The 24,873-nt window shown below is 70.3% G+C and carries 22 protein-coding genes and 2 pseudogenes; 17 read left to right on the top strand and 7 right to left on the bottom strand.

Features of this window, described 5'->3' with window-relative positions; genetic code table 11:
• Positions 1-185: 185 nt before the first annotated feature.
• From ACQPZW_RS45600 to galE, 3 genes are read right to left on the bottom strand one after another with little or no spacing between them, the layout of a single operon-like run.
• A complete protein-coding gene (locus ACQPZW_RS45600) occupies positions 186-377 on the bottom strand; it encodes a hypothetical protein (protein ID WP_433792213.1) in 192 nt (63 codons plus the stop codon).
• 36 nt (positions 378-413) lie between these two features.
• Positions 414-1,556, bottom strand: coding sequence for a galactokinase (galK, locus tag ACQPZW_RS45595; protein WP_433792212.1), 1,143 nt, complete (start codon positions 1,554-1,556; stop codon positions 414-416).
• A complete protein-coding gene (gene galE, locus ACQPZW_RS45590) occupies positions 1,553-2,527 on the bottom strand; it encodes a UDP-glucose 4-epimerase GalE (RefSeq protein ID WP_433792211.1) in 975 nt (324 codons plus the stop codon). Before galE ends, galK begins: the two co-directional genes overlap by 4 nt.
• A 131-nt stretch (positions 2,528-2,658) precedes the next feature.
• On the opposite strand from galE, the gene trpS reads away from it, so the two are divergent.
• The 12 genes and pseudogenes from trpS (at position 2,659) to ACQPZW_RS45530 (ending at position 13,988) form a co-directional block, all read left to right on the top strand.
• Complete coding sequence (trpS, locus tag ACQPZW_RS45585) at positions 2,659-3,684, top strand: tryptophan--tRNA ligase (RefSeq protein ID WP_433792210.1); 1,026 nt, start codon at positions 2,659-2,661, stop codon at positions 3,682-3,684.
• A gap of 5 nt (positions 3,685-3,689) precedes the next feature.
• A pseudogene (locus ACQPZW_RS45580) lies at positions 3,690-4,114 on the top strand (2'-5' RNA ligase family protein); the annotation flags it as partial.
• Between the two features lie 126 nt (positions 4,115-4,240).
• Positions 4,241-5,161 carry a YihY/virulence factor BrkB family protein gene (locus tag ACQPZW_RS45575; protein WP_433792209.1) on the top strand — a complete coding sequence of 307 codons (921 nt, stop codon included), beginning with the start codon at positions 4,241-4,243 and terminating at the stop codon, positions 5,159-5,161.
• 7 nt (positions 5,162-5,168) lie between these two features.
• Positions 5,169-5,546 (top strand): hypothetical protein, encoded by a 378-nt coding sequence (locus tag ACQPZW_RS45570; RefSeq protein WP_433792208.1) that lies wholly within the window; start codon positions 5,169-5,171, stop codon positions 5,544-5,546.
• 21 nt (positions 5,547-5,567) lie between these two features.
• Positions 5,568-5,795 (top strand): SCO4848 family membrane protein, encoded by a 228-nt coding sequence (locus tag ACQPZW_RS45565; RefSeq protein WP_433792207.1) that lies wholly within the window; start codon positions 5,568-5,570, stop codon positions 5,793-5,795.
• Positions 5,796-5,994: 199 nt separating this feature from the next.
• Positions 5,995-7,085, top strand: a pseudogene (locus ACQPZW_RS45560) (BMP family lipoprotein).
• Positions 7,086-7,244: 159 nt separating this feature from the next.
• The gene (locus ACQPZW_RS45555; RefSeq protein ID WP_433792206.1) at positions 7,245-8,726 is read left to right on the top strand and encodes an ABC transporter ATP-binding protein; all 1,482 of its coding nucleotides are present in this window, start codon (positions 7,245-7,247) and stop codon (positions 8,724-8,726) included.
• Positions 8,723-9,922, top strand: coding sequence for an ABC transporter permease (locus ACQPZW_RS45550; protein WP_433792205.1), 1,200 nt, complete (start codon positions 8,723-8,725; stop codon positions 9,920-9,922). Before ACQPZW_RS45555 ends, ACQPZW_RS45550 begins: the two co-directional genes overlap by 4 nt.
• A gap of 4 nt (positions 9,923-9,926) precedes the next feature.
• Positions 9,927-11,195 (top strand): ABC transporter permease, encoded by a 1,269-nt coding sequence (locus ACQPZW_RS45545; RefSeq protein WP_433792204.1) that lies wholly within the window; start codon positions 9,927-9,929, stop codon positions 11,193-11,195.
• A 115-nt stretch (positions 11,196-11,310) separates the two neighbouring features.
• Complete coding sequence (locus ACQPZW_RS45540; RefSeq protein WP_433792203.1) at positions 11,311-12,027, top strand: cytidine deaminase; 717 nt, start codon at positions 11,311-11,313, stop codon at positions 12,025-12,027.
• Positions 12,024-13,301: a thymidine phosphorylase gene (locus ACQPZW_RS45535; protein WP_433792202.1), complete on the top strand. Its 1,278-nt coding sequence runs from the start codon at positions 12,024-12,026 to the stop codon at positions 13,299-13,301. The genes ACQPZW_RS45540 and ACQPZW_RS45535 overlap by 4 nt, the downstream gene beginning before the upstream one ends.
• 6 nt (positions 13,302-13,307) lie before the next feature.
• Entirely contained in the window at positions 13,308-13,988 is a 681-nt protein-coding gene (locus tag ACQPZW_RS45530) for a DUF4272 domain-containing protein (protein WP_433792201.1), read from the top strand.
• On the opposite strand, the gene ACQPZW_RS45525 is transcribed toward ACQPZW_RS45530, so the two are convergent.
• On the bottom strand, positions 13,985-14,788 hold the full coding sequence (locus tag ACQPZW_RS45525) for a putative RNA methyltransferase (RefSeq protein ID WP_433792200.1): 804 nt from the start codon (positions 14,786-14,788) through the stop codon (positions 13,985-13,987). The two genes, ACQPZW_RS45530 and ACQPZW_RS45525, sit on opposite strands and share 4 nt — an antisense overlap.
• Positions 14,789-14,814: 26 nt before the next feature.
• Between ACQPZW_RS45525 and ACQPZW_RS45520 the strand changes: the two genes are divergently transcribed.
• From ACQPZW_RS45520 to ACQPZW_RS45500, 5 genes are all read left to right on the top strand, one after another.
• Positions 14,815-15,936 (top strand): adenosine deaminase, encoded by a 1,122-nt coding sequence (locus ACQPZW_RS45520; RefSeq protein WP_433792199.1) that lies wholly within the window; start codon positions 14,815-14,817, stop codon positions 15,934-15,936.
• Positions 15,937-16,388: 452 nt separating this feature from the next.
• The gene (locus ACQPZW_RS45515) at positions 16,389-19,832 is read left to right on the top strand and encodes a sensor histidine kinase (protein ID WP_433792198.1); all 3,444 of its coding nucleotides are present in this window, start codon (positions 16,389-16,391) and stop codon (positions 19,830-19,832) included.
• Positions 19,829-20,233 carry a roadblock/LC7 domain-containing protein gene (locus ACQPZW_RS45510; protein WP_067706828.1) on the top strand — a complete coding sequence of 135 codons (405 nt, stop codon included), beginning with the start codon at positions 19,829-19,831 and terminating at the stop codon, positions 20,231-20,233. Before ACQPZW_RS45515 ends, ACQPZW_RS45510 begins: the two co-directional genes overlap by 4 nt.
• 131 nt (positions 20,234-20,364) lie before the next feature.
• Entirely contained in the window at positions 20,365-20,745 is a 381-nt protein-coding gene (locus ACQPZW_RS45505) for a DUF742 domain-containing protein (RefSeq protein ID WP_433797827.1), read from the top strand.
• Between the two features lies 1 nt (position 20,746).
• The gene (locus ACQPZW_RS45500; protein ID WP_183222624.1) at positions 20,747-21,334 is read left to right on the top strand and encodes a GTP-binding protein; all 588 of its coding nucleotides are present in this window, start codon (positions 20,747-20,749) and stop codon (positions 21,332-21,334) included.
• Between the two features lie 134 nt (positions 21,335-21,468).
• Here ACQPZW_RS45500 and ACQPZW_RS45495 read toward each other — a convergent pair whose 3' ends face one another.
• The 3 genes from ACQPZW_RS45495 to ACQPZW_RS45485 all read right to left on the bottom strand — a co-directional run bounded on the left by ACQPZW_RS45495 (position 21,469) and on the right by ACQPZW_RS45485 (position 24,870).
• Positions 21,469-22,173, bottom strand: coding sequence for an HAD family hydrolase (locus ACQPZW_RS45495; protein ID WP_433792197.1), 705 nt, complete (start codon positions 22,171-22,173; stop codon positions 21,469-21,471).
• 220 nt (positions 22,174-22,393) lie between these two features.
• A complete protein-coding gene (locus ACQPZW_RS45490) occupies positions 22,394-24,427 on the bottom strand; it encodes a transposase (RefSeq protein ID WP_433792196.1) in 2,034 nt (677 codons plus the stop codon).
• Positions 24,424-24,870, bottom strand: a complete 447-nt coding sequence (locus ACQPZW_RS45485; protein WP_433792195.1) for a hypothetical protein — start codon at positions 24,868-24,870, stop codon at positions 24,424-24,426. Before ACQPZW_RS45485 ends, ACQPZW_RS45490 begins: the two co-directional genes overlap by 4 nt.
• Between the last annotated feature and the right edge of the window lie 3 nt (positions 24,871-24,873).

Genomic DNA, 24,873 nt, shown 5'->3' with positions numbered 1-24,873 from the left:
TCGACGCTGACGCTGACACCTCGTTCGGTGTCATCGTGAAGATGCGGTGTGTCATCGTGAAGATACGGTGGGCTTACCCCCATGCCGTCACGATAGTCCGGCGCCGTTCCCTGAGCCCCTGGTCTCGCTCCTGCGGGTGATCAGGTGAACGGCCTACCCCGGCCCCTCAGATGAGTGGCCGCCGCTCAGCCCTCGTCGCGGCCCGTGGCCTCTTCCAGGGTCCGGGTGAGCGGGCCGGTGAGGTCGTCGGCGGGCACCGCGACGGCCTCCGCGTCCACGTCGGTGGACTCCTGTCGGCCGGGTTCCGGCCCGGTGCCCTCCCCGGCGAAGCCGAACTCGTTGGGCTCGTTCTGCTGCGGGTGCTGTTCGGTCGTCATGGGACCGGACATACCCGCAGCAGAGATGTCGAAGCGTCAGATCCGGGCGGCGCCGGGGCCGGCCGTGGCCACCCAGCTCGTCGGTGCGGTGAAGCCCCGCTGCTCGTAGGCGGCGGCGACCGCGGCCGCCGTGGCGTCGGCACGGTCGGCGTCGACCAGGGCGAGCACGCAGCCGCCGAAACCGCCGCCGGTCATCCGTGCGCCGTACGCCCCCGCATCGAGTGAGGCCTGCACCGCCACGTCGACCTGGTCCACGGTGATCTCGAAGTCGTCGCGCATGGACGCGTGCGAGGCGGTCAGCAGCGGGCCGATCTCCCGGACCCGCCCGGAACGCAGCAGCGACACGGTGTCCAGCACCCGCTGGTTCTCGGTGATGATGTGCCGGGCCCGGCGGCGCAGCACATCGTCGTCGAGCCGTTCCAGGGCCTGCGGCAGCTCGGCGGTGGAGACGTCGCGCAGCGCTGGCACACCGAGGGCCGAGGCGGCCGCCTCACAGCTCTTGCGGCGCTCGCCGTACTCGCCGTCGACGTGCTGGTGCGGCGCGTTGCTGTTGATCACCAGGATGGCCAGGCCCTCGCCGGCCAGGTCGAACGGGATCTGCTCGACCTCGTAGGACCGGCAGTCCAGGAACAGCGCGCGGCCTTCGAGACAGCGGATCGACGCGGACTGGTCGAGGATCCCGGTCGGCGCTCCCACATACACGTTCTCGGCGCGCTGCGCGATCGCCGGCCGACGTTCCGTCGGCACATCGAGGCCACCGAGGTCGATCAGCGCGGTGAGCACGGCCGACTCCAGCGCGGCCGACGAGGACAGACCGGATCCGAGGGGTACGTCCGACGCGATCGCGATCCGCGCCGGCGGGACCTCGAACCCCGCGTCCTGCAGAGCCCAGACGACACCCGCGACGTACGCCCCCCAGCCGGTCACCTCACCCGGCTCGGTGATCCCGAAGACGACCGGCTCCGGCGCCAGCGTGGAGCACACCGACCAGCGGCCGTCCGGCGCGGGACCGGCCGCCGCCACGGTCCGCTGCGGCAGCGCGAAGGGCAGCACGAACCCGTCGTTGTAGTCGGTGTGCTCGCCGATCAGGTTGACCCGTCCGGGCGCCGCCCACAGCCCGGCCGGCTCTGTCCCGTACGCCTGCGTGAAGGTCTTCTCAGCGGTCTCGACGACGCTCATGCCACGTGCTTCCGGTAGAAGGTCCAGGCGTCGCCGATCATGTCCTGGAGCGTGTTCTTCTCCGGCGTCCACCCGAGGTCCGCGCGGGCCCGGTCGGACGAGGCGACCAGGGTGGCCGGGTCGCCGTCACGCCGGGCGGCGATCTCCAGCGGGATCTCGTGGCCGGTGACCTCGCGGGCCGCCTCGACGACCTGCCGGTTGGAGAAGCCGTTGCCGTTGCCCAGGTTGTAGATGCGGTGCTCGCCGGCGACCGTGGCGTCCAGCGCCAGCAGATGCGCCCGCGCCAGGTCGGCCACGTGGATGTAGTCGCGCACGCAGGTGCCGTCCACGGTCGGGTAGTCGTCACCGAACAGCTGAAGTCTCTCCCGCTTGCCGGCGGCCACCTGAAGGGTGATCGGGATCAGGTGCGTCTCCGGGTCGTGGCGCTCGCCGATCTCGTGGCTCTCGGCGATGTAGGCGCCGGCCACGTTGAAATACCGCAGGGAGATTGCGGCCAGCCCGTGCGCGAACGCCTCCGAGGTCAGCGCCAGGTCGAAGGTGAGCTTCGTCGACCCGTACGTGCTGGTCGGGGCCTTGATCGCGGACTCGGTGATGGGCAGCTCGACCGGGTTGCCGTAGACCGCGGCGGTGGACGAGAAGATCACACGCGGTACCTTCGCGGCGCGGATCGCATCGAGGAGGGCGAGCGACTTGACCACGTTCTCATGCCAGTAGAGCTCCGGCTTGGCCATCGACTCACCGGCCGCGATCAGGCCGGCGAAGTGCAGCACCGCATCGAACCCGGCGTCCGGGGTGAGCACCTGTCCGGCGTCGGCGATGTCGGCCTGCACGAAGGTGGCGTCGGGCGCCACCGCCTCGCGGAACCCGGTGCGCAGGTTGTCGAGCACGACCACCTCGTGGCCCGCGTCCAGCAGTAGCCTGCTGGTCACACTGCCGACGTACCCGGCGCCGCCGGTGACGAGCAATTTCACGACTGAGGCCCTTTCTTTGTGCGGACGATCCTACAATCTCCCAGAAACGATCAAAGGTCAACAGGTTCAAACATCGGCGTAACCGGCAGGGGATTCGCGGTTCCCGGGCCGGGGCTGACACAATGGCGCCCATGTCCGACGTTGCCCGCCGCCCGCGAGTGCTCTCCGGCATCCAGCCGACCGCCGATTCCTTCCACCTCGGCAACTACCTGGGCGCGGTGCGCAACTGGGTGGCCATGCAGGACACGCACGACGCCTTCTACTGCGTGGTCGACCTGCACGCCATCACCATGGGACACGATCCGAAGATCCTTCGTAACCGAAGCCGGATTTCCGCGGCCCAGTTGCTCGCCGTCGGGCTCGACCCGGAGCGCTGCACCCTCTTCGTCCAGTCGCACGTGCCCGAGCACGCGCAGCTCGGGTGGGTGCTCAGCTGCATCACCGGGTTCGGCGAGGCCGGCCGGATGGTCCAGTTCAAGGACAAGTCGGCCAAGGCCGGGCAGGACAGCACCACCGTCGGGCTGTTCTCCTACCCGATCCTGCAGGCCGCCGACATCCTGCTCTACCAGGCCGACCAGGTGCCGGTCGGCGAGGACCAGCGGCAGCACCTGGAGCTGACCCGCGACCTGGCCCAGCGGTTCAACACCCGGTTCGGCAAGACCTTCAACATGCCCTCGCCGTACATCGTCAAGGACACCGCGAAGATCTTCGACCTGCAGGACCCGACGAGCAAGATGTCGAAGTCGGCCTCCTCGCCGAACGGCATCATCGAGCTCCTGGAGGACCCGGCCCGCTCGGCCAAGAAGATCAAGTCGGCGGTCACCGACACCGGGCGCGAGATCCTCTACGACGAGGAGGGCAAGCCGGGCGTCAGCAACCTGCTGACCATCTACGCGGCACTCACCAACCGGTCCATCGACGAGCTGCTCGAGGCGTATGAGGGCCGTGGCTACGGCGACCTCAAGAAGGACCTGGCCGAGGTGCTCGTCGAGTTCGTCAAGCCGTTCCAGGAGCGGACGAAGCTCTACCTCGACGACCCGGCCCAGCTCGACAAGGTGCTCGCGGTCGGCGCGGAGAAGGCTCGTGCGGTCTCCGCGGTGACGCTCGCCCGGGCGTACCGGAACGTGGGTTTCCTCAGCCCCGCCCGCGAAGCCTGACCGGGATGTCCCAGCCGGGCATCACCCGTATCGGCGTGGCGATCGACATCCCCGAGCCGTGGGGGTCGGCGCTGACCCGCCGGCGTGCGGAGGCCGGCGATCCGCAGGCCGCCTGGACGCCGGCGCATGTCACGCTCCTCGGCCCGACCGAGGTGGCGGCCGACGCGCTGCCGGCGATCGAGAAGCATCTCGAGTCGGTCGCGTCGGCCCAGCAGCCGTTCACCGTCCACCTTCGGGGACCGGCACGTTCCGGCCGGTCACCGAGGTGGTGTTCGTGACGCTGGCCCAGGGGATCAGCGAGTGCGAGCTGCTGGCCGAGGCGATCACCCGCTCGGAGGACGTCAACCGGGACACCCGGTTTCCGTACCATCCGCATGTCACAGTGGCGCAGGACGTGTCGGCGGAGGCGCTGGACGCGGTCTTCGAGGATCTGGCCGGTTTCTCGGCCCGTTTCGAGGTCTCGGCGTTCACTCTGTTCTCCCACGGCGGCGAGGGGCCCTGGCGGCCACGCCGGGACTTCCCACTCGGAAGCTGACGTGTCCGATACGGTCGGCCGGTGAATCCGATCGACCGGGCCTACGACGCGACCGCGGCCCGGGTTCTGGCGGTGCGATACCGCTCGCCGTACTTCGACCACTTCTGCCGGGCCATCCTGCGCTACGAGAGCGTCCAGGGTGGCCGGCTGGCCGCGGCCATCGCCTACTACGGCTTCTTCGCGGTCTTCGCGCTCCTGCTGATCGGATATTCGATCTTCGGCTGGCTCCTCACCGCCAATGTGGAGCTGCTGGCCCTGGTCCGCGACTTCCTCCATCAGAACCTGCCGTTCCTGGACATCCAGGCCATTCTGGAGAGCAAGGGCAGTGTCGGCATCGTCGGCCTGATCGGCCTGACCTTCACCGGCATCGGCTGGGTCGAGGCGATCCGGTCGTCGCAGCGGCTGATCTGGCGGGTGCGCGAGCAGCCCGGCTACATCGGCATCCGCCAGGCCGTCGACCTGGTCGTGCTGGTCGGGCTGCTGCTCCTGCTGGCCCTCTCCCAGCTCGCCGTCTACGGTCTGGAGCGGTTCCTGCACTGGCTGGCCGGCGGCGGCTTCGCGACCACCCTCTCGGTGGTGAGCTGGGTGCTCACGCTCGCGGTCAACATGCTGCTGGCCGCGGCACTGCTGGCGGCCGTGCCCCGGCTGCGGATGACGGCCCGCCGGATGACCCCGCCGGTGCTCCAGGTGGGCATCGGGATCATGCTGCTCAACACCGTGGGCAAGTCGTTCGTGGGCCTGGTCGAGCGCAATCCGGCGTACGGACTGGTCGGCTCCGCCGTCGGTGCGCTGGTCTACCTGTACGTCTTCAATCAGCTGCTGCTGTTCGGCGCGGCCTGGGCGGCGACCAGCCCACACGGCCGGGTGGTCGATCTGTCGGCTGACGACAAGACCGCCCCGGTGGGGCAAAACATCTGGATCCGGCACGACCGCCCGCGATGATGGGCCGATGGGCACCCTTGTGACGTTGCACCTGCCACCCGGCTCGCCGATCGCCGAGCAGCCGTGGGTCATCACCTTCGGATCGCTCGACGACTCGGAGGACTGGGAGCCGATCGTCTGCGGGCCGTACGAGCGCCGTCACGCGCTCGCGCTGGCCCGCGCCGTCGTCATCGACGACGACCTGATGGCGGTGGTGGAGCCGATGCTGCCGCTGGACGGGGTGGACGCGATCCGCAAGGAGATCGACCTGGTCCGGTCGGCCGCCGAGGGCCCGGACGCCGAGGACTTCGAGCCGCTGGTGGCGCAGGAGTACCCCGAGGAGCCGCCGGAGCCCGCCGAGGTGCTGGCCGGGTGGCGGCGGATAGCCGGGAGGCTGACCGCCTGACCGCACTGGGATACTGGCCCCGTGGTGATCGACAAGCGCTGGGCGGCGTTCCTGATCGGGGTCGGCGTGTGGACCTGGGTCATCTGGCCCCGGTTCGGGGTGGCGATCTGGAAGGACGACCGCTCCTTCGACGGCTCGGCCCCGACCGCCTTCCTCTGGGTCCACGCCCTCCTGATCATCGCCTCACTGGCCATCGGGACGACCGTCGGCGTGCTCGGCGTACGGGCGTGGCGCCGCGCTGAACGTTAACTCAGTGTTTCGCGTCACGAGCGCAATTCCCTCCTGAACCAGCCGAAAGCGACGTGCCGCGACCAGGGTGATTGCGGCGGTATAACGGTGCGCCAACAGTCCGTACCGATGTTCGGTCTCGGTCGTGGCCCGGGGATACGCTCCCGCCTGAGATTCACCCGAGTAACAGGACCTCGGTGTGCAGCGGAAGGAGGGCGTCTTGCGCCCAGTACGTGGGAAGCGGATCGTGGCGATTCTCGCGGCAGGTGGGCTGACGCTCGCTTCTGCCGCCTGTGGTGAGGCGCCGAAGGAGAGCACGCCGGGCTCCAGCGCCAGCGCCGCGGCCGCTTACAAGGCCTGTATGGTCACCGACCTCGGTGGCATCGACGACAAGTCGTTCAACGCGTCGGCCTGGGCCGGCCTGCAGGCTGCCCAGAAGGAAGCCGGCAACGTCGAGCCGAAGTACGTGGCGTCCTCCTCCGAGGCCGACTACGAGCCCGGCTTGCGCGGCTACGTCTCGCAGAGCTGCAACTTCATCCTCGCCGTCGGTGGCCTGATGGGCGAGGTGACCACCAAGGTCGCCAAGGAGAGCGCGAGCTCCCAGTTCGGGATCGTGGACAGCAACAGCGGCAACAGCAACGTCTACCCGATGCAGTTCGCGACCCACCAGGCCGCGTTCCTCGCCGGCTACCTCGCCGCGGGCTACTCGAAGTCGGGCAAGGTCGCCACCTACGGCGGTCTCAAGATCGCTCCGGTGACCATCTTCATGGACGGCTTCGCCGACGGCGTCGCGCACTACAACACGGTCAAGAGCAAGAACGTCCAGGTCCTCGGCTGGGACAAGAAGGCTCAGAACGGCAGCTTCGCCGAGAGCTTCATCGACCAGAACAAGGGCAAGAGCATCACCCAGACCCTGGTCGGCCAGGGCGCGGACGTGATCATGCCGGTCGCCGGCGGCACCGGTCTGGGCACCGCCGCGGTCGCCAAGGACTCCGCCGGCAAGGTCTCGGTCATCTGGGTCGACCAGGACGGCTGCAAGAGCGCCGCGCAGTACTGCGACGTGTTCCTGAGCACCGTGGTCAAGAACATCGAGGAGGCCGTCAAGGAGGCCGTGGTCAAGGGCGCCAAGGGCGAGGCCCTGTCCGCCACCCCGGCTACGTCGGCGACCTGAAGAACGAGGGCGTCTCGCTGGCGCCGTTCAACCAGTTCGACACCAAGGTCGACGCCGGCCTCAAGGCCGAGCTCACGAAGCTGAAGGACGACATCATCGCCGGCACCGTGAAGGTCGAGTCGGCCAGCGCGCCGAAGTGACCCTCGGGTAGGTAACATCTGGCCGCCGCCCGGCCGCGGGTCACCACCCGCAGCCGAGCGGCGGCTCGCATTCCACCGTCCACCAGGCTTAGCACGCGACGTCGGGAGATTCCGCTGAAACTGGAACTGCGCGGCATCACCAAGCGCTTCGGCGACCTGGTGGCCAACGACCACATCGACATCACCGTCGAGCCCGGCGAGGTGCACGCCCTGCTGGGCGAGAACGGCGCCGGCAAGTCGACCCTGATGAACCAGCTCTACGGGCTGCTCCAGCCGGACGAGGGCCAGATCCTCGTCAACGACGAGCCCCTCGTCTTCAAGAGTCCCCGCGACGCGATCGCCGCCGGCATCGGCATGGTGCACCAGCACTTCATGCTGGTGCCCGTCTTCACCGTGGCCGAGAACATCGCGCTCGGCGCGGAGGAGACCCGCGGCGGCCCGCTCGGCTGGCTCGACCGCCGGCGATCCCGCCGGGACGTCATCGACACCTCGAAGAAGTACGGCCTGCCGGTCGACCCCGACGCGCTCATCGAGGACCTGCCGGTCGGCGCGCAGCAGCGTGTCGAGATCGTGAAGGCCCTGACCCGCGACGTGGACCTGCTGATCCTGGACGAGCCGACCGCCGTGCTCACCCCGCAGGAGACCGAGGAGCTGCTCACCGTCATGCGGTCGCTGACCGCGATGGGCAAGTCGATCGTCTTCATCACCCACAAGCTCAAAGAGGTCAAGGCGATCGCCGACCGGATCACCGTGGTACGCCGCGGGCAGATCGTCGGCACCGCGACCCCGGACACCAGCGAGGACGAGCTGGCCGCCCTGATGGTCGGCCGGGCGGTGAGTCTCGAGGTGGACAAGACGCCGGCCGAGCCGGGCCGCAGCGTCCTGAAGATCTCCGGCCTGGTGGCCGACGACGACCGGGGCGTGCGCGCTGTCGACGGCGTCGACCTGGAGGTCCGTGCCGGCGAGGTGCTGGGCGTCGCGGGCGTGCAGGGCAACGGCCAGACCGAGCTGGTCGAGGCCGTGATGGGCCTGCGTGAGGTCCGGGCCGGCTCGATCCACCTGGAGGACGACGAGCTGGTCGGGATGAGCACCAAGAAGGTGCTGCGCGCCGGCGTCGGTTACATCCCCGAGGACCGCAGCCACGACGGTGTCGTCAAGGAGTTCTCGGTCGCGGAGAACCTGGTCCTCGACATGTACGACCGCAGCCCGTACGGCAACGCGTTCAGCATCGACCTGAGCAAGGTCGACGGCAACGCCAAGGAGCGGATCGAGCAGTTCGACATCCGCTGCCAGTCACCGGCCACCCCGGTCGGCACCCTGTCCGGCGGCAACCAGCAGAAGGTCGTGGTGGCCCGGGAGATGTCCCGCCCACTGCGCCTGTTCATCGCGTCGCAGCCCACCCGTGGTGTGGACGTCGGCTCGATCGAGTTCATCCACAACCGGATCATCCAGGAGCGTGACCAGGGCACCGCGGTGCTGGTGGTCTCCAGCGAGCTGGACGAGGTGGTCGGCCTCGCGGACCGGATCGCGGTGATGTACCGCGGCCGCATCCTGGCCATCGTCTCGCCGGACACGCCACGCGAGGAGATCGGTCTGCTCATGGCCGGCATCACCGGCGCAACGCCGGAGGGAGAGAAGTGACCGGGTTCCTGCGGAGACTCTGGTCCGCGAACAACGTCGTGCTGACGATCCTGTCGATGGTCCTGGCCGTGCTCATCGGTGCGGTTCTGATCATCGTCTCGGACGCCGACGTGCTGGCGAAGTTCGGTTACTTCACCGCCCGCCCGGCCGACGCCATCGAGGCCAGCTGGACTCTGGTCGGCACCGCGTACGGTGACCTGCTCAAGGGCGCCCTCGGCGACCCGCAGGTGTTCTCGGCCTGGTTCGCCGGCACCGCCACCTGGCAGCAGGCCTTCGCGCCGCTGTCCGAGACGCTCACCTACGCGGCGCCGCTGGTCTTCACCGGCCTGTCGGTGGCGCTGGCGTTCCGCGGCGGCCTGTTCAACATCGGCGCCCAGGGCCAGGCTGTGCTCGGCTGCATGGCGGCCGGTGTGGCCGGCTTCTCGTTCGGCCTGCCGATCGTGCTGAGTCTGATCGTCGCGCTGATCGCCGGTGTCCTCGGCGGCGCGCTGTGGGGCTTCATCCCGGGCTTCCTCAAGGCACGGACCGGGGCGCACGAGGTGATCACCACGATCATGCTCAACTACACCGCCGGTCTCTTCCTGTCCTGGCTGGTCATCCAGAAGGGCATCCAGGCCCCGGGCAAGACCGACGCGATCAGCAAGGTCGTCGACGACGCCGCGATGCTGCCGTCACCCGGCGGTCAGCTCCGGGTCCACCTGGGCATCATCCTCGCGCTGCTGGTCACGGCCGGGGTCGCCTGGCTGCTGAACCGATCGTCGTTCGGCTTCGAGTTGCGGGCGGTGGGCTCCAACCCGCACGCCGCGAAGACCGCCGGCATCAGCGTCAGCAGGACGTACGTGCTGCTCATGGCGATCGCGGGTGGTCTGGCCGGTCTCGGTGGCGCCACCCAGGTGCTCGGCACCGCGCACGCCCTGACCCCGTCGGTGGCCGGCAACATCGGCTTCGACGGACTGCTCGTCGCGCTGCTCGGCCGCAACCGTCCCTGGAGCACGTTCTTCGCCGCGCTGCTGTTCGGCGCCCTGCGGGCCGGCGGCAACCGGATGCAGTCCTACTCCGGCATCTCGCTCGAGCTGGTGACCGTGCTGCAGGCCCTCATCGTCATCTTCATCGCCGCTCCCGCCCTGGTGAAGGCGATCTTCCGTCTACGTGCCGCCCGTGCCGCCGGGCTCGGCGCCTCCCTGGCGAAGGGCTGAGGACATGTCGACCGCGACTGTGCAGGAGCCGACCGAGGTCGCCGCGCCGGAACCGTTCTGGATCCGGCAGCGACGTCTCGGCCTGGCCCTCATCCTGATCGGCGGCGTGGCCGCCGCCGTGTTCGGCGCGCTGGCGCCGAGCGAGCCCGCCCGGTTCACCCTGAGCGAGGACGCCGAGGGCGCGGCCCTCTCCATCAACGGCCAGTTCGGCGCGGTGCTCTTCGGCCTGCTGGCCGTGGCAGCGGGCGCCGTGCTCTTCGCCGGGCTCCTCAAGCGCTGGGCCAACGCGCTGCTGAGCGTGGGCATCCTGGCCTTCGTGCTGTCCTTCCTGTGCTGGCAGGTGGCGGGCGAGTTCATGCCGCTGGTGGACACCACCGACGGCACGCTGCAGCTGGCGCTGCCGCTGATCCTCGGCGCGCTCGCCGGTGTGCTCGGCGAGCGGTCCGGTGTGGTGAACGTGGCGATCGAGGGCCAGTTCCTGATGGGCGCGTTCGCCGGAGCGCTGGTCGGCACCATGGCGACCAGCGTCTGGGCCGGCCTGATCAGTGCCGCGATCGGTGGCGTGATCATCGCCGCGATCCTGGCCGTGCTGTCGATCCGCTACCTGGTCGACCAGACCGTCGTCGGCATGGTGCTCAACCTGTTCGCGCTCGGCATCACCGGCTTCCTCTACGAGCGGCTGATGCAGCCCGACGCGCAGACCTACAACACCCCGCCGCAGATGCCCGAGTGGCGGATCCCCGGTCTGGCCGACATCCCGGTCATCGGGCCGGTGCTGTTCGAGTCGAACCTGCTGGTCTGGATCGCGCTCGCGCTGGTCGTGGTGATCCATTTCGGGCTCAGCCGGACCCGGTGGGGTCTGCGGACCCGGGCGGTCGGCGAGCACCCCACCGCGGCCGACACGGTCGGCATCCGGGTGCGCGGACTGCGATACATGAACGTGCTGCTCGGCGGCGTGGTCGCGGGTATCGGCGGCGCCTACTTCACGCTGGTGGCGACCGGCAACTTCACCAAGAACATGACCGCGGGCGCCGGCTTCATCGCCCTGGCCGCGCTGATCTTCGGCCGCTACACCCCGTTCGGTGCGTTCGGCGCGGCGCTGTTCTTCGGCTTCGCCCAGAAGCTGGCGACCTATCTGGGCGCGATCGACAGCCCGGTGCCGAGCCAGTTCCTGAACATGCTGCCCTACCTGGCGACGCTGATCGCGGTGGCGGGACTGGTCGGGCGCGTCCGTGCTCCGGCGGCGGACGGGCTGCCGTACATCAAGGGTTGAGATCTCGAAACAGGGCGGGAGCCCGGGGTTTCCGCCCTGTTTCAAGATCATTTACCTTCACCCGGTACCGGTGCCGCGGTGAAAACCCTCCCGCCCGTACGGCAGAATCGGCGTCATGGAGATCGACTGGGCGGCCCTGCGAGCGGCCGCCATCGAGACGATGCGCCGGGCGTACACGCCGGTTTCAGACTTCCCGGTCGGCGTCGCCGGCCTGGTCGACGACGGCCGGACGGTGGTCGGCTGCAACGTGGAGAACGCCTCGCTGGGCATGACGCTGTGCGCCGAGTGCGGCCTGGTCAGCTCGCTGCACGCGACCGGCGGCGGCCGGCTGGTGGCGGTCTCCTGCGTCGACGCGACAGGTGCCCCGCTGATGCCGTGCGGCCGCTGCCGTCAGCTGCTGTGGGAGCACGGCGGCCCGGACCTGCTGGTCGAGGCGGTGCCCCGGCCGCTACGGATGACCGAGCTGCTGCCGCACGCGTTCGGCTACGAGGACATGGAGCGGGTGACCGGCCCGGTCGGCGCCGCTGACGTCCCGGCCGATCTGGCCAAGTGGCGCGGCCGCGGGACGGTCTTCGTGCACCCGGACATCTCCGGTGGCACGAGGATCTGGACGGGCTACTGGGAGCGGTCGTCCGGCGAGCCGGGCTCGACCGAGGAGAAGGGCATCCTGGAGGAGGGGCCGAACCTGCCCACGACGGCCGCTGCGGTCGCCTGGGGCCTGGTGCGCACTCCGCGGGTCGTGGTGGTGGATGCCGAGGGCGGCCTGTCCTGGGCCGGCGAGGGAGAGGCCCCGGAGGGCATCCCGCAGCGTTGGGAAGAGGAAAAGCCGTGACTGCATTCGCAGCGGTGGACGTGATCCGGGCCAAGCGGGACGGCCACGTGCTCACCGACGCCCAGATCGACTGGGTGGTCGACGCCTACACGAAGGGTGTCGTCGCCGACGAGCAGATGTCGGCGCTCGCCATGGCGATCCTGCTGCGCGGCATGACGCCCGCCGAGATCGCCCGCTGGACGGCCGCGATGATCGCCAGCGGCGAGCGGCTGGACCTCTCCTCGGTGACCCGGCCGACCGCCGACAAGCACTCCACCGGCGGCGTCGGTGACAAGATCACCCTGCCGCTGACCCCGCTGGTCGCCGCGTGCGGTGTCGCCGTGCCCCAGCTGTCCGGGCGCGGCCTCGGCCACACCGGCGGCACCCTGGACAAGCTGGAGTCGATCGCCGGCTGGCAGGCCCGGATCAGCAACGACCAGTTCAAGAGCCAGCTGCAGGAGATCGGCGCGGTCATCTGCGCGGCCGGCGAGGGCTTGGCGCCGGCCGACCGCAAGCTGTACGCGTTGCGGGACGTCACCGGCACGGTCGAGGCGATCCCGCTGATCGCCAGCTCGATCATGAGCAAGAAGATCGCCGAGGGCACCGGCGCGCTGGTCCTCGACGTCAAGGTCGGCACCGGCGCGTTCATGAAGGACCTGGCGACCGCGCAGGAGCTGGCCCGCACCATGGTCCAGCTGGGCAAGGACAGCGGCGTCACCACGGTCGCTCTGCTCACCGACATGAGCACTCCGCTGGGTCTGGCCATCGGCAACGCCAACGAGGTCGCCGAGTCGGTGGAGGTGCTTGCCGGAGGCGGACCGTCCGATGTGGTGGAACTCACTCTGGCTCTGGCCCGGGAGATGCTGGCGGCCGCCGGTGTGGACGCCGACCCGGAGAAGGTGCTGGCGAGCGGCCAGGCGATGGACACGTGGCGGGCGATGATCCGCGCACAGGGCGGCGACCCGGACGCGCCGCTGCCCACGGCCACGCACACCGAGGTCCTGCGAGCCGCCGAGGACGGCGTGGTGACCTCGATCGACGCGTACGGGGTGGGCATCGCCGCCTGGCGGCTGGGTGCCGGGCGTGCCCGCAAGGAGGACCCGGTCAGCTTCGGCGCCGGGGTGCAGCTGCGGGTCCGTCCGGGTGACCGGGTCAGCGCCGGTGACGTGCTGCTCGAGCTGCGCGCCGACGACGAGGCCCGGATCCCGGCGGCCCGCGCGGACGCCGCCGGCGCGATCGTGGTCGGCGCCGAGCCGCCCGCCTCTTCCCCGCTCCTGCTCGACCGCATAGCCTGAGCCGCCATGCAGAAGGCCGCCCCCGACCCCCGTGCGGTCCGCGAGGCAAGTCTCGACGAGCTGGCCCGTCTCGGCCTGCCCCTGCCCCCGCTGGCGTTTCCGCTGGTCTGGGAGGCGGGTGACACCGTCGAGCTGCGCCCCACCGCGGAGCTGGAAGCCCGTGCCTCGGTGCTGCACGTCGTCGTCGCCCGCTGCTTCGGCATGCCCACCGAGGCCGCGATGAGCTGGCTGCTCGGCTCACACCTCGTGGAGCAGGTCACCCCGCCGGAGTGGCAGTTCGTGATCGGCGCGAAGGGCGACCACCGCTCCTTCGTGCTGCACCACGACGCGGTCTTCGCACTGGCCTGGCTGCTCGGCCTGAGCCGGCACCTCGATCCCACGGTGGCGCCCGACGACCGGATGATGGCCCAGATGCCGGACCTGCCGGCGGGGGAGTCCTTCGCCAGCTGGCGGTCCCGGTCACTGGTCGCGGTCCGTGACCCGATCGAGGCCGCGGTCCTGCTCGACCTCTACTACTGCCTGGACTGGGCCTACCAGGAGGCGGAGCAGAACGGCCGGTCGCTGCCCGGCGAGGTGGACAGCAACGCGATCGGTCAGCGGCGGTGGGCGCTCGAGTGGGCGGTGGTCTTCAAAGGGCCCTACCATGACGCGCCCCCCGAGTGGGAAGAGGTCGATCTCTCCGTCTAGCGACGCGGCCGGTAGGCCGCCACATCGACGGCGGCCGTCACGGTCAGGTCGTGGGTGGGCAGCTCGTCGGCGGGCACGTGCCGCGCACTGGGGGTCATCCCGATCAGCGTCCGCGCCTCGGCCGCGGTCAGTCTCAGCTCACGGCGCAGGGTCACGCTGCCGTCGAGCGTGAAGTGATCGCCGAGACTGCCGCTGACCCGGGCCGCCTTGTCCGGGTCGACCTGGATCAGCCCGTGCGCGGTGATCAGCTCGGCGAGATGGTCGGCGGCCGGGGTCACCACGAGCAGGACGCCGCCGGGCCGCAGCACCCGGTGGAACTCGGGACCGTTGCGGGGCGCGAAGACGTCGAGGATCACACTCGCCGCGGCGTCGGCCACCGGCAGCGGCCGCCACAGGTCGGTGAGCACCGCCGCGGCCCGCGGATGCGCCCGTGCGGCTCGCCGCAGCGCCGGCTTGGAGACGTCGAGCCCCAGCCCGGTCGCGGCCGGAGAGGCGTCCAGGAACCTCGCCAGGTAGTCGCCGGTCCCGGTGCCGGCGTCGAGCACCAGCCCGTCCGCCCGATGCCCGGCCAGCGCTCCGGCGATGAACGAGTAGTGCCCGGCGGCCAGGAAGGCGGCCCGGTCGGCCACCATCTCGGCGCTGTCACCGACGTGCGGCAGGCGCCCGGCGCTCAGGTCGGCGTACCCCTGACGGGCCATGTCGAAGCTGTGCCGCCGTGGGCAGCGCAGCGTCCGCTCCTCGCGGGCGAGTGGTTCCCGGCACACCGGGCATCGCAGATACGGAATTGCTCCGTCGATCATCGAGCGCTTCCCTCTAGGCTCTTCTGATGGCTGGCATCGCACATTCCGACATCATCAAGGCCCCGAAAGTCCTGCTGCACGACCACCTGGACGGTGGACTGCGGCCGGCCACCATCGTCGAGCTCGCCGAGAAGGTCGGACATCAACTGCCCTCCACTGATCCGGAACGGCTGGGCGAGTGGTTCGTCGCCGCCGCCGACTCCGGTTCGCTGGAACGGTACCTGGAGACCTTCGCGCACACCGTCGCGGTGATGCAGACCGAGGAGGGCCTGCACCGGGTGGCCAAGGAGTGCGCCCTCGACCTGGCCGCCGACGGCGTCGTCTACGCCGAGATCCGGTACGCCCCGGAACAGCACCTGGAGCGTGGTCTCACGCTGGACCGGGTGGTCGAGGTGGTGCACGCCGGGTTCCGGGAGGGCTGCGCCGAGGCGGCAGGCAGGGGCACACCCATCCGGATCGGCACCCTGCTCACCGCGATGCGGCACGCCGCCCGGTCGCAGGAGATCGCCGAGCTCGCGGTCCGCTACCGCGACAGCGGCGTCGTCGGCTTCGACATCGCCGGCGCCGAGGCGGGCTTCCCGCCCACCCGGCACCTGGACGCCTTCGAGTACCTGCAGCGGGAGAACTTCCACTTCACCATCCACGCCGGCGAGGCCTTCGGCCTGCCGTCGATCTGGCAGGCCCTCCAGTGGTGCGGCGCGGACCGTCTGGGTCATGGGGTACGGCTGATCGACGACATCACGGTCACGGCGGACGGGCCGAGCGCCCCGTCGGTCACCGGGGGCACCCACTCGGCGCCGCCGGTCCTGGGCCGTCTCGCCGCCTACGTCCGGGACAAGCGGATCCCGCTCGAGATGTGCCCGTCGTCGAACGTGCAGACCGGCGCCGCCCCGTCGATCTCCGAGCACCCGATCAAGCTGCTGCACGACCTCCGGTTCCGGGTCACGGTCAACACGGACAACCGGCTGATGAGCGGCACGTCGATGTCCCGGGAGATGACGCTGCTCGCGGAGGCGTTCGGGTGGAGCTGGATGGAGTTCCAGTGGCTGACCATCAATGCCATGAAGTCGGCGTTCATCCCGTATGACGAGCGGCTGGTCCTCATCAACGAGGTGATCAAGCCGGCGTACGCCAAACTGCTCGCCTGAAGACTCCTATATCGGGTCATAATTGGATTCGGACGAACGTACGTCAAAAGAAATCGACCGTGCGACTTGGGCACCCCGCCGTTCGGCTAGACTGCCGCCTGCAAAGTCGGCATACTCTGGCACCTCGCCTTGCCGATCGCGGGGAACCGAGTCATCGTCACTTCTATCGCGATCGACTACGATCGGGACCCGGTCGGCCTGCACCCACCCCCCAATGCTGGGCCGATCGAGTAAGTGACCTTGAGAGATGTGCTGCTCCACGGGTAGTGATATTGAGACCGGCGATGTCCAACTACGAGGTTGCAACATCGCGTCACACAACCGGTCCGTGTCCGCCTGCTCTTTCTCTTTGACACTTGTCGTGATGGAATCTCGGGGCCCGACGTCGGCGAGTCGGCCGTGTGCGGTGCCTGGCGAGCCGAATGCCGGGCCCGAATCAGGAGGACGGTGACGTGAGCAAGCGCCCCAACAGCGCGAATGGCGTCATGTCGCGTCTCAGTCGACCTGCGGGTCGGCTCCGAGACCTACCGATCTGGTCCAAACTAGGCCTGATCATGCTGGTGCCGACGGTGGCAACGATCGTCGTCGGTGTCAACGGCCTCGTGGACCACATCGACGAAGCCAGTAACGCGGAGCGCGCGCGCACCCTCTCGGTGCTGTCCGAGGCCGCCGGTGGTCTGGTCGACCACCTGCAGGCCGAGCGGACCTACGGCGTGATGATCGCCAAGAGCCCCAAGAACAGCGAGCCGATGAAGGCCGCTGTCAAGCTCTACAACGACGAGCACCCCGACGTCGACGACGCCAAGGAGCCGTACCTTCAGCAGAAGGGCGCTCTGGAGGACGTTCCCGACAACGTGGGCCAGCTGCTTCTCCGCCTGGACCGCAACATCGAGGACCTGCCGGCCTTCCGCAGCCGCGTCGCCAAGGGCGACGAGGACGAGGACAACGTCCTGGAGACGTACGACCGGCTCGTCGAGGACCTGCTCCAGGTGCGTGACATCTCCGCGCAGCTGGCCAACAACCAGGAGCTGAGCGACCACCTGAGGGTCGTCGCCGCGGTCGCCCGGGCGAAGGACTACATCTCCCAGCAGCGCTACCTGGGCCAGGAGATGGTCGCCGACCAGAAGTTCGACAACACGCACCGCCGGGATCTGCTGGAGACCGTCACCGGTTACCAGCTGGCGGTCGACACCCTGAACGCGGTCGGTACGGTCCAAGAGGTCGACTACTTCAACAACACCGTGAACGGTGAGAAGAAGCAGGCCGCTGAGAACTACACCGGCCCGCTCGACTTCCGGTCCACCCAGTCCACCGACCCGCTGCCGTTCAACTCGGCCCAGTGGGAAGAGGCGCTCGCCGGCTACAACTCGCTCTTCCGCCAGGTCGAGGTCGAGTTCGACAAGAAGATCGTGTCGGACGCCACCGACCTGCGGGACGAGACGAACCAGGACGTCTTCCTGGAGACCAGCCTGCTGCTCGGCATGCTGCTCCTGGCCATCCTCTTCGCGTGGTTGGTCGCCCGGTCGATGGCCCGGTCGCTACGTGAGCTGCGTCAGGGCGCCCTCGCCGTCGCCCAGTTCGGCCTGCCGCACGCGGTGAGCCGGCTGCGTGACCCGGCGCTCTCCGCGTCGCTCACCCCGGCTCAGGTCGCCGACCAGATCGCCGAGCCTCTCCCGGTGCGCAGCCGGGACGAGTTCGGGCAGGTGACCGAGGCGTTCAACGCGGTTCACCTCGAGGCGGTCCGGACCGCGGCCGAGCAGGCCGCACTCCGCGCCTCCGTCGCGACGATGTTCGTCAACCTCGCCCGTCGTTCACAGATCCTGGTCGACCGGCTCATCGGTCACCTGGACCGTCTGGAGCGCGGCGAGGAGGACCCGGACCGTCTGGCCGAGCTCTTCCAGCTCGACCACCTGGCCACCCGAATGCGGCGTAACGACGAGAACCTCCTGGTCCTCGCGGGCGCCGACTCGACCCGTGTCCAGCGTGAGCCGGCCGCTCTGATCGACGTGCTGCGCGCCGCGCAGTCCGAGGTCGAGCACTACACCCGCATCGAGTTCGGCATGATCGACCGGGACATCGAGGTCGCGGCGCACGCCGTGAACGACATGGTCCACCTGGTCGCCGAGCTCTTCGACAACGCGACCGCCTTCTCCCCGCCGAACTCCAACGTTCTGGTCGAGGCACGGCGCGTCGGTGACAACGCCATCCTCACGGTCGAGGACCACGGCATCGGTATCAGCCGTGAGCAGCTCCGCGACCTCAACGAGCGGCTGGCCAACCCACCCACGGTGGACGTGGCCGTCTCCCGGATGATGGGCCTGGTCGTGGTCGCCCGGCTGGCGAACCGGCACGCGGTGCGTGTCGAGCTCCGGCCGGCGGACCGCGAGCGCGGCACCGTCGCCGAGGTGGGCCTGCCCGTCTCCGTCCTGGCCGCGGCGGCTACCGCCCAGGTCCAGGGCCGTGGCACCTTCGACGGCGGTCCGGGCTCCGGCCTGCCGTTCGGTGAGCCGCTGGCTCTGGAGAGCGGCGGCTACCCGGGCTCCAACGGCTCGAACGGGTCGAACGGCTCGAACGGGTCGTACGGCGCGGTCCCGGCGTGGTCCGACCTCACCGGCGCGGCTCCGGCCGGCTTCGGTGGGTTCAACGCCAACGGCGGCGGCTTCAACGGCAACGGCAACGGCTCGGCCAACGGGTTCCACGGTCCGCGCAGCAACGAGGTCATCCCGCCGTTGCCGTCCGGTCCCCAGGGCTTCGCGGGCCTCGACGAGCTGGCCCAGCGCCGCAACGGCGGAGAGTTCCGGCCGGACAACGACATCAACGGTTTCGGTACGACGATCCCGCGCCAGCTCCCCTCAAACCCGGAGAGCCACGGCCGGAACACGTTCATGCCGCCGGTGTCGGCGCCCCCGGTTCCGCCGATCTCGGCCCCGCCGGTGTCGCCCGCTCCTCCGGTGTCGGCGTCCCCGTACTCGGGTCAGATCGAGCCGGTGTCGGCCTCGCCGACCTCCGGATCGCCGCTCGACCAGCGCAACTCGTTCGCCTCGGCACCGCCGGCCTGGCCGCCGGTCGCCGCGGAGCGCGAGCCCGCCACACCGCACGTGCCGGAGAACCTGGCCGCCGCGCTCGACATGACTGCCGAGATCCCGCGGTTCCGCCCGGAGAACTTCGAGGCGCAGCCGCAGGTGGCCCGGCCGAGCAACCCGCAGACAGCTCCGGTCCCGGCGTCACCGGCCCTGCCGGCCGCACCGGACCCGGCGGAGGCGCAGGCCACCGCCGCGGCCCAGATGGCCTCCGCCCGGGAGGGCGCGGTCCCGTTCGCGGACGAGACCATGGAGCTGCCTATCTTCCGGGAGCTGGAGTCGGCGTGGTTCATCACGACGACGCCCGGAAACGACGCCCCGGCCCGCCCCAAGGTCTCCGGGGCCGGCGAGGAGTCGGTCGTCTCGCAGCGCATCCCGACCGGGGAACCGGTCCGCACCGCGGGTGTGCCGCAGCAGGCGGTATCGCCCGAGCCCCGCAACCTCGATCCGGCTACTGTCGGTGCTCCGGCTGCGGCGGCGGCAGGTTACAGCAACGGTGGCGCCCCGGCCGCGAACCCGTGGCGGACAGCGGCCGACGACGGATGGCAGGCGGCCCGTGCGGCTGCCGAGGCGCCCGTCGAGGTCACCACTACGGCGGGCCTTCCGAAGCGCACGCCGATGGCTCAACTCGTCCCCGGTGGTGTCGACCGGGGCGGTACCTCCGTCCAGCGCCGTACGCCCGAGGGGGTTCGCGGGCTACTCTCCGCTTACCACCGCGGTGTGCAGCGCGGTCGCACCAAGGAACAATCGACCAACCTGGAGGACACTCCGGGAGGGCAGCAGCCCTCGCAGGCTGGCAAGGAGCATGAGGCATGACATCTACTCAGGATCTGGGTTGGCTCCTGGCCAACTTCGCTGACCGCGTTCCCGGGGTCGCGCACGCGATCGCGGTCTCCGCCGATGGGCTGCTCCTGGCGTCCTCGCGGGACCTCCCCCGGGACCGTGCCGACCAGTTGGCGGCCATCGCGTCCGGCCTGGTAAGCCTGACGCAGGGTGCCGCACGCTGCTTCGAGGGTGGCGCCGTCCTCCAGACGGTCGTCGAGATGGACAACGGTTTCCTGTTCCTGATGTCCATCTCCGACGGCTCCTCGTTCGCGGTGCTCGCGGCTCGTAGCTGCGACGTCGGGCAGGTGGGCTATGAGATGGCTCTCCTGGTCGACCGGGTCGGCGAGGCTCTGACTCCCGCGCCGCGCTCGGCGGCCGGGGTGCTGGGCTGAAGCGGTAGTGGGCCGGGGTCATCCACGGGTTTGTCTGGGGTTTTACGGCCCGAGTAAGCTCAGCCGGCTACTGGTAAAAGCTTTGATAACCAATACACTTCGAGGGGCCGAGGGAGGGGTTGAGGGTGACGATGCCTGAACGCGATGAGCCGACTGGCGCGCTGGTCAGGCCGTACGCCATGACCCGCGGTCGGACCCGGCCGAAGCTTGAGATAGCGCTGGAAGCGCTGGTCGAGACAACCGTGCGTGGCCGATCCGGGATCAGTCGCGGCGGGCAGGGTGGAAGCGAGCATCAGTACATCGCGGCGATGTGCGACAACGGCCGAGTTCAGTCGCTTGCCGAGATCGCCGCACGCATGCAACTGCCGCTCGGTGTGGCACGAATCATCGTCGCTGACATGGCCACTGACGGCCTGGTCGCGGTGTACGAGCCCACCTCGCTGGACGACGAGACCGACGCGGTAGGCACGGAACTGCTGGAAAGGGTGCTGAGTGGACTTCGCAGGCTCTGACATGTCGCACCGTCCCGCTGCGGGACGCGTGACATCGGCGAAGATTGTCATCGCCGGTGGCTTCGGCGTTGGCAAGACGACGCTGGTGGGGTCGGTCTCGGAGATCACCCCACTGACCACTGAGGCGATCATGACCTCGGCCGGTGTGGGTGTCGACGACAACCGGCAGGTGCCGGGCAAGATGACCACCACCGTGGCCATGGACTTCGGCCGGATCAGCATCGACCGTGACCTGATCCTCTACCTCTTCGGAACGCCTGGCCAGACGCGGTTCTGGTTCATGTGGGACGAGCTGGTCCGGGGTGCCATCGGTGCGGTGGTCATGGTGGACACGCGTCGGCTCGCCGACTGCTTCGCCGCCATCGACTTCTTCGAGCATCGGCGGCTGCCGTACCTGGTGGCGATCAACTGCTTCGACGGCATGCAGTACCACAACGCACAGGACGTGCGGGACGCTCTGGCGATCTCGTCGGACGTGCCGGTGGTGAGCTGCGACGCCCGTAACCGTGAGTCGACGAAGAACGTGCTCATCTCGCTCGTCGAGTATGTGCTCACGATGCGTCGCACGCGGGCCACGGCTCCGGCCTGACCAGCAGTCGCACCCAGCTCAGCAGGCGCCCCGCTCCAAGCGGTCGAAAGCCCCGCTCTGAACGGCCGGAACGTCGGTCGACCGGAGCGGGGCTTTCGCGCGCTTTGCGGCCGATCGCCATCGTATATGAGTGATCACCCGTTGTCATGGCTCGATCCCATGAACCGGATCAGCTCGTCGAGCTCGTCGATCCGGTCCTCGGGCACGTAGGTGTCGGGGTCGCTGCGCAGCCCGCCGACACCCGGGTAGCCGGCGTTGGTGACCAGCACCGGGCGCATGCCGGCCCGACGGGCGCCATCGTGCTCCCGGCTGCCGCCGTCACCGACGAACCAGCAGTCGGTGGGCCGCACACCCAGGCGGGCGGCGGCGGTGGCGTACAACCGGGGGTCGGGTTTGCGGATCCTCTCCTGCCACGAGAAGACCGGGGCGTCGATCCGGGACGCGTAGGCGGTGTCCGGCCACGCCTCGAACAGCTCGCTGGAGCAGTCGCTGATGAGCCCGAGGCGGTAGTCGAGGGCGCGGAGGTGGTCGAGTACCGCAAGGGCACCTCTGCGGGGCGTGCGGACCCGCTCAGCGCCCGCGCGGTGGGTCGTCAGGGCACGGTCGAGGCGCTCGGTGTCCGGGTCGGCGCCGCACTGCCGTGCGATCGCGCACAGGGTGTCCCGGGTGCCGCCGTAGGCGCCGACGATGCGCTCCGGGAAGCTCGACACCATGGCGGCCCAGAACCTCTCCGGGTCCACCCCGAGCGCCACCGCGGTCGTCTGCAGCGTCTCCTTGCGCAGCAGCTCGGCGGATGGGTCGGTCAACGTCCCGAAGAAGTCGAAGATGATCGCGCGCATCCCGCCATTTTCGGCGCAGCCCGGGGAGAGCCGGAAACCGGCACGCGATCCCGGCCGACGGGGCATCCCCTCCCGGAGTCCAGCGGCCCGGAGGCCGGTGTGCCGGAGATCGGCGGCCCGGTGACCGGTGTGCCCGGGATCAGTGGCGCCGAGGGTGTGGCCGGGTAACCGAGAAGGCCGCGACCCGGAGGTCACGGCCTTCTTTCGTGTGGTGCGGGAGTCAGCGTCCGCCATACCCCGCGTTGTTGTTGTTGCTGTTGCTGCGGTACTCGTCGGCGGGCTGGCCGTCGCGGCTGAAGTCCCAGCCGCCCGCGGCCTCGCGGCCCGGCCGTCCGCCCATCGCGAAGCCGCCGATCTCCTGCCCCCGCCGCCAGCCACGGAAGTAGCCGGTGGTGTGTGCGGCGATCGACGCGGCGTCCCGGACGATCCGGAGCGGGCGTTCCTCACGAAGCGGGGAGCCGGGGACCAGGTTGGCCTGGGGCACCCGCTTCGGCAGGCCGGCCGAGGTCTCCGCGGCGATGGCCGGAGTGGCCGCCTTCTGTGCCGCGCGCCAGCCGCTGTCGTTCGGGTTGGACCAGTTGACGTCGCCGTCGGACTCGGTGGTGCCGGTGAACCACGCCGACCGGGCCGCCGCGAAGATCAGCAGGTCGCCGTCGCTGCTGTCGGCCGGGACCGGCGGGGCCGAGCTGCGGTCCAGTGCGGTGATCCTGGGGCGCTCGTCGTCGATGACACGCAGCGGTGGAGTGCCGGTGAGCTGGTCGAGCCCGGGTAGACGGGCCCGGCCGCTGCTGTTTCGCGCCTGGTCGACGCGGCGCAGCGGCTCCTTGGACAGCGGGGCCGGGGCCTCCAGGTTGTCCTGCCACGGGGGGCGGACCCGGCCACCGGCCGGCGAGCTGACCGAGGCGGCTGCCGGCGCCGGCCGCGATGAGATCGGCCGCGACGGCAGGTCCCCACCACGTGACGGCAGGTCCCCACCACGTGACGGCAGGTCCCCACCACGGGAAGGCAGGTCACCACGGGAAGGCAGGTCACCACGGGAAGGAAGCTCAGCCCGGGACGAGAGGTCGCTGCGGGACGGCAGCTCGCCTCGGGACGGCAGGTCACCTCGCGACGGCAGGTCGCCACGGGACGGCAGCTCGGAGCGAGTGGGCAGCTCGGGGCGGGCGGCCTCGTCCTTCTCACTGTTCAGCAGCGGCCAGTTGGCGCGGGAGCCGGGCTCCGCGACCTCCTGACCGGGCCGCTGGGTGGGCATCGGGAGGCTGAAGTCGGTGGGGCCGGCCGCCGAGCCGTTGGCGGCGGGCTGCCGCGTGGACGGGCGCGGCGGGATGACCGTGCGCTGGCGCTCGGCCCGGGCCCGGGTGAGCTCCGCGTTGGACAGGGTGGGCCGGAACGGCTCCCCGGCGTCGGCGGGGCTGGACCCGGCGGGCTGCGCCGAGGACGGCACGGCCGGGTTGCGCGAGCCAGGGACCGGACGGGAACCGGGCGTGATCGGCGTCATGCCGGGCGGCGGCGGAGGGACCGACACCGGCCGGTTCAGCGGGCTGCCGGCACGGCCGGGCAGACCGTTCGCCGCGGCCGGGGCCATCGGGGGCGGGCCGATCGGGTCGGGCGCGACCGGCGGAGGGGTCATCGGCTGCGGGATGGCCGGTCCGCTGCCGGTCGAGGACGGCTCGGGACGGCCACGCCGGCCGAACCGGGAGCCGTTGTCGCCGCTCGGAACCGGCTGCAGCGGAGCGGGCTCGCGACGCGTGCCACGGCGGCCGACGCCGGGGCTCGCGCCCTGCGGGGTGGCCCGGGCGGCGAGTGTGCCGACCAGGGCCGTGCAGGCGGCGTCGCAGGCGCGGACGGCCGCGATCGCCTGGCGGACCGCTTCGGCGGCGGCCGGGGCGAGAGACTTGTTGACGCCACCCCGGCGCGGCGACTCGCTGATCGCCACGTGCAGGGCGGTGACGGCGGCGATCAGCTCGCTCTCGCTGCCGGCACCGGCGCGGGCCAGCTCGGCGGCGATCTCCCGGAGGAGGTGTGTCGGGTCGCCGGCCCGGCCGGTCAGCCGGCCGGGCTCGGGGACCGCGTCGAGAACGGCGAGCGCCAGGTGGTGTGCGGGATCCGGGTACGCCCGGAGGGCGGCCGGATACAGCTCGCGGAGGACCTCACGCAGGGCGACGGCCGCCGAGTTGCGCCCGAGCAGCATGGCGACGTGCGCCGCGAGGACGGGTTTGTAGCTGACCAGCTCGCGCGGTGCCGGAAGGGTCACCGCGGCGATCGCGCCGGCCTGGAGGGCCCGGGCCAGGCCGACGGCCCGCCGGGCCGCCAGCGGCGCGGAGATCTCCTCGGGGAGTCGTCGTCGGAGAAGCGCTCGGCGAAGTCGTCGGCGTCGTCGTCGTCGACCACCACGAGTGGCCGCCCGGCCGCGGTGAGCAGCGAGGTGACGACGTGATCGTCGCTGTCGGCGGCGACCGCAGCGTCGCTGAAGCCCGTCGTCCGTTCCACGAGCAGCGTTCCCAGCAGGGCGTAGCCGGCCGGGTCGTCGCTGATCTCATGGACGCCGAGCAACCGGCCCGCGTCATCCACCACGGCGATGGTCAGCGGCGCGGCCGAAGCCGAACGCACCGAATCATCAGCCGACGCCAGACCGCAGTACACGCGCACGAGCGCCACGGCGTCGTCCTCCTCCCGGGGGTGCTTCTCACTGGCCAAGGA

The sequence above is a fragment of the Actinoplanes sp. CA-252034 genome, from assembly GCF_050956125.1.
In the GTDB taxonomy this organism is placed as follows: Bacteria; Actinomycetota; Actinomycetes; order Mycobacteriales; family Micromonosporaceae; genus Actinoplanes.
Note: the sequence above shows the minus strand (reverse complement) of the source record. Positions and strands in the feature narration are given on the sequence as shown.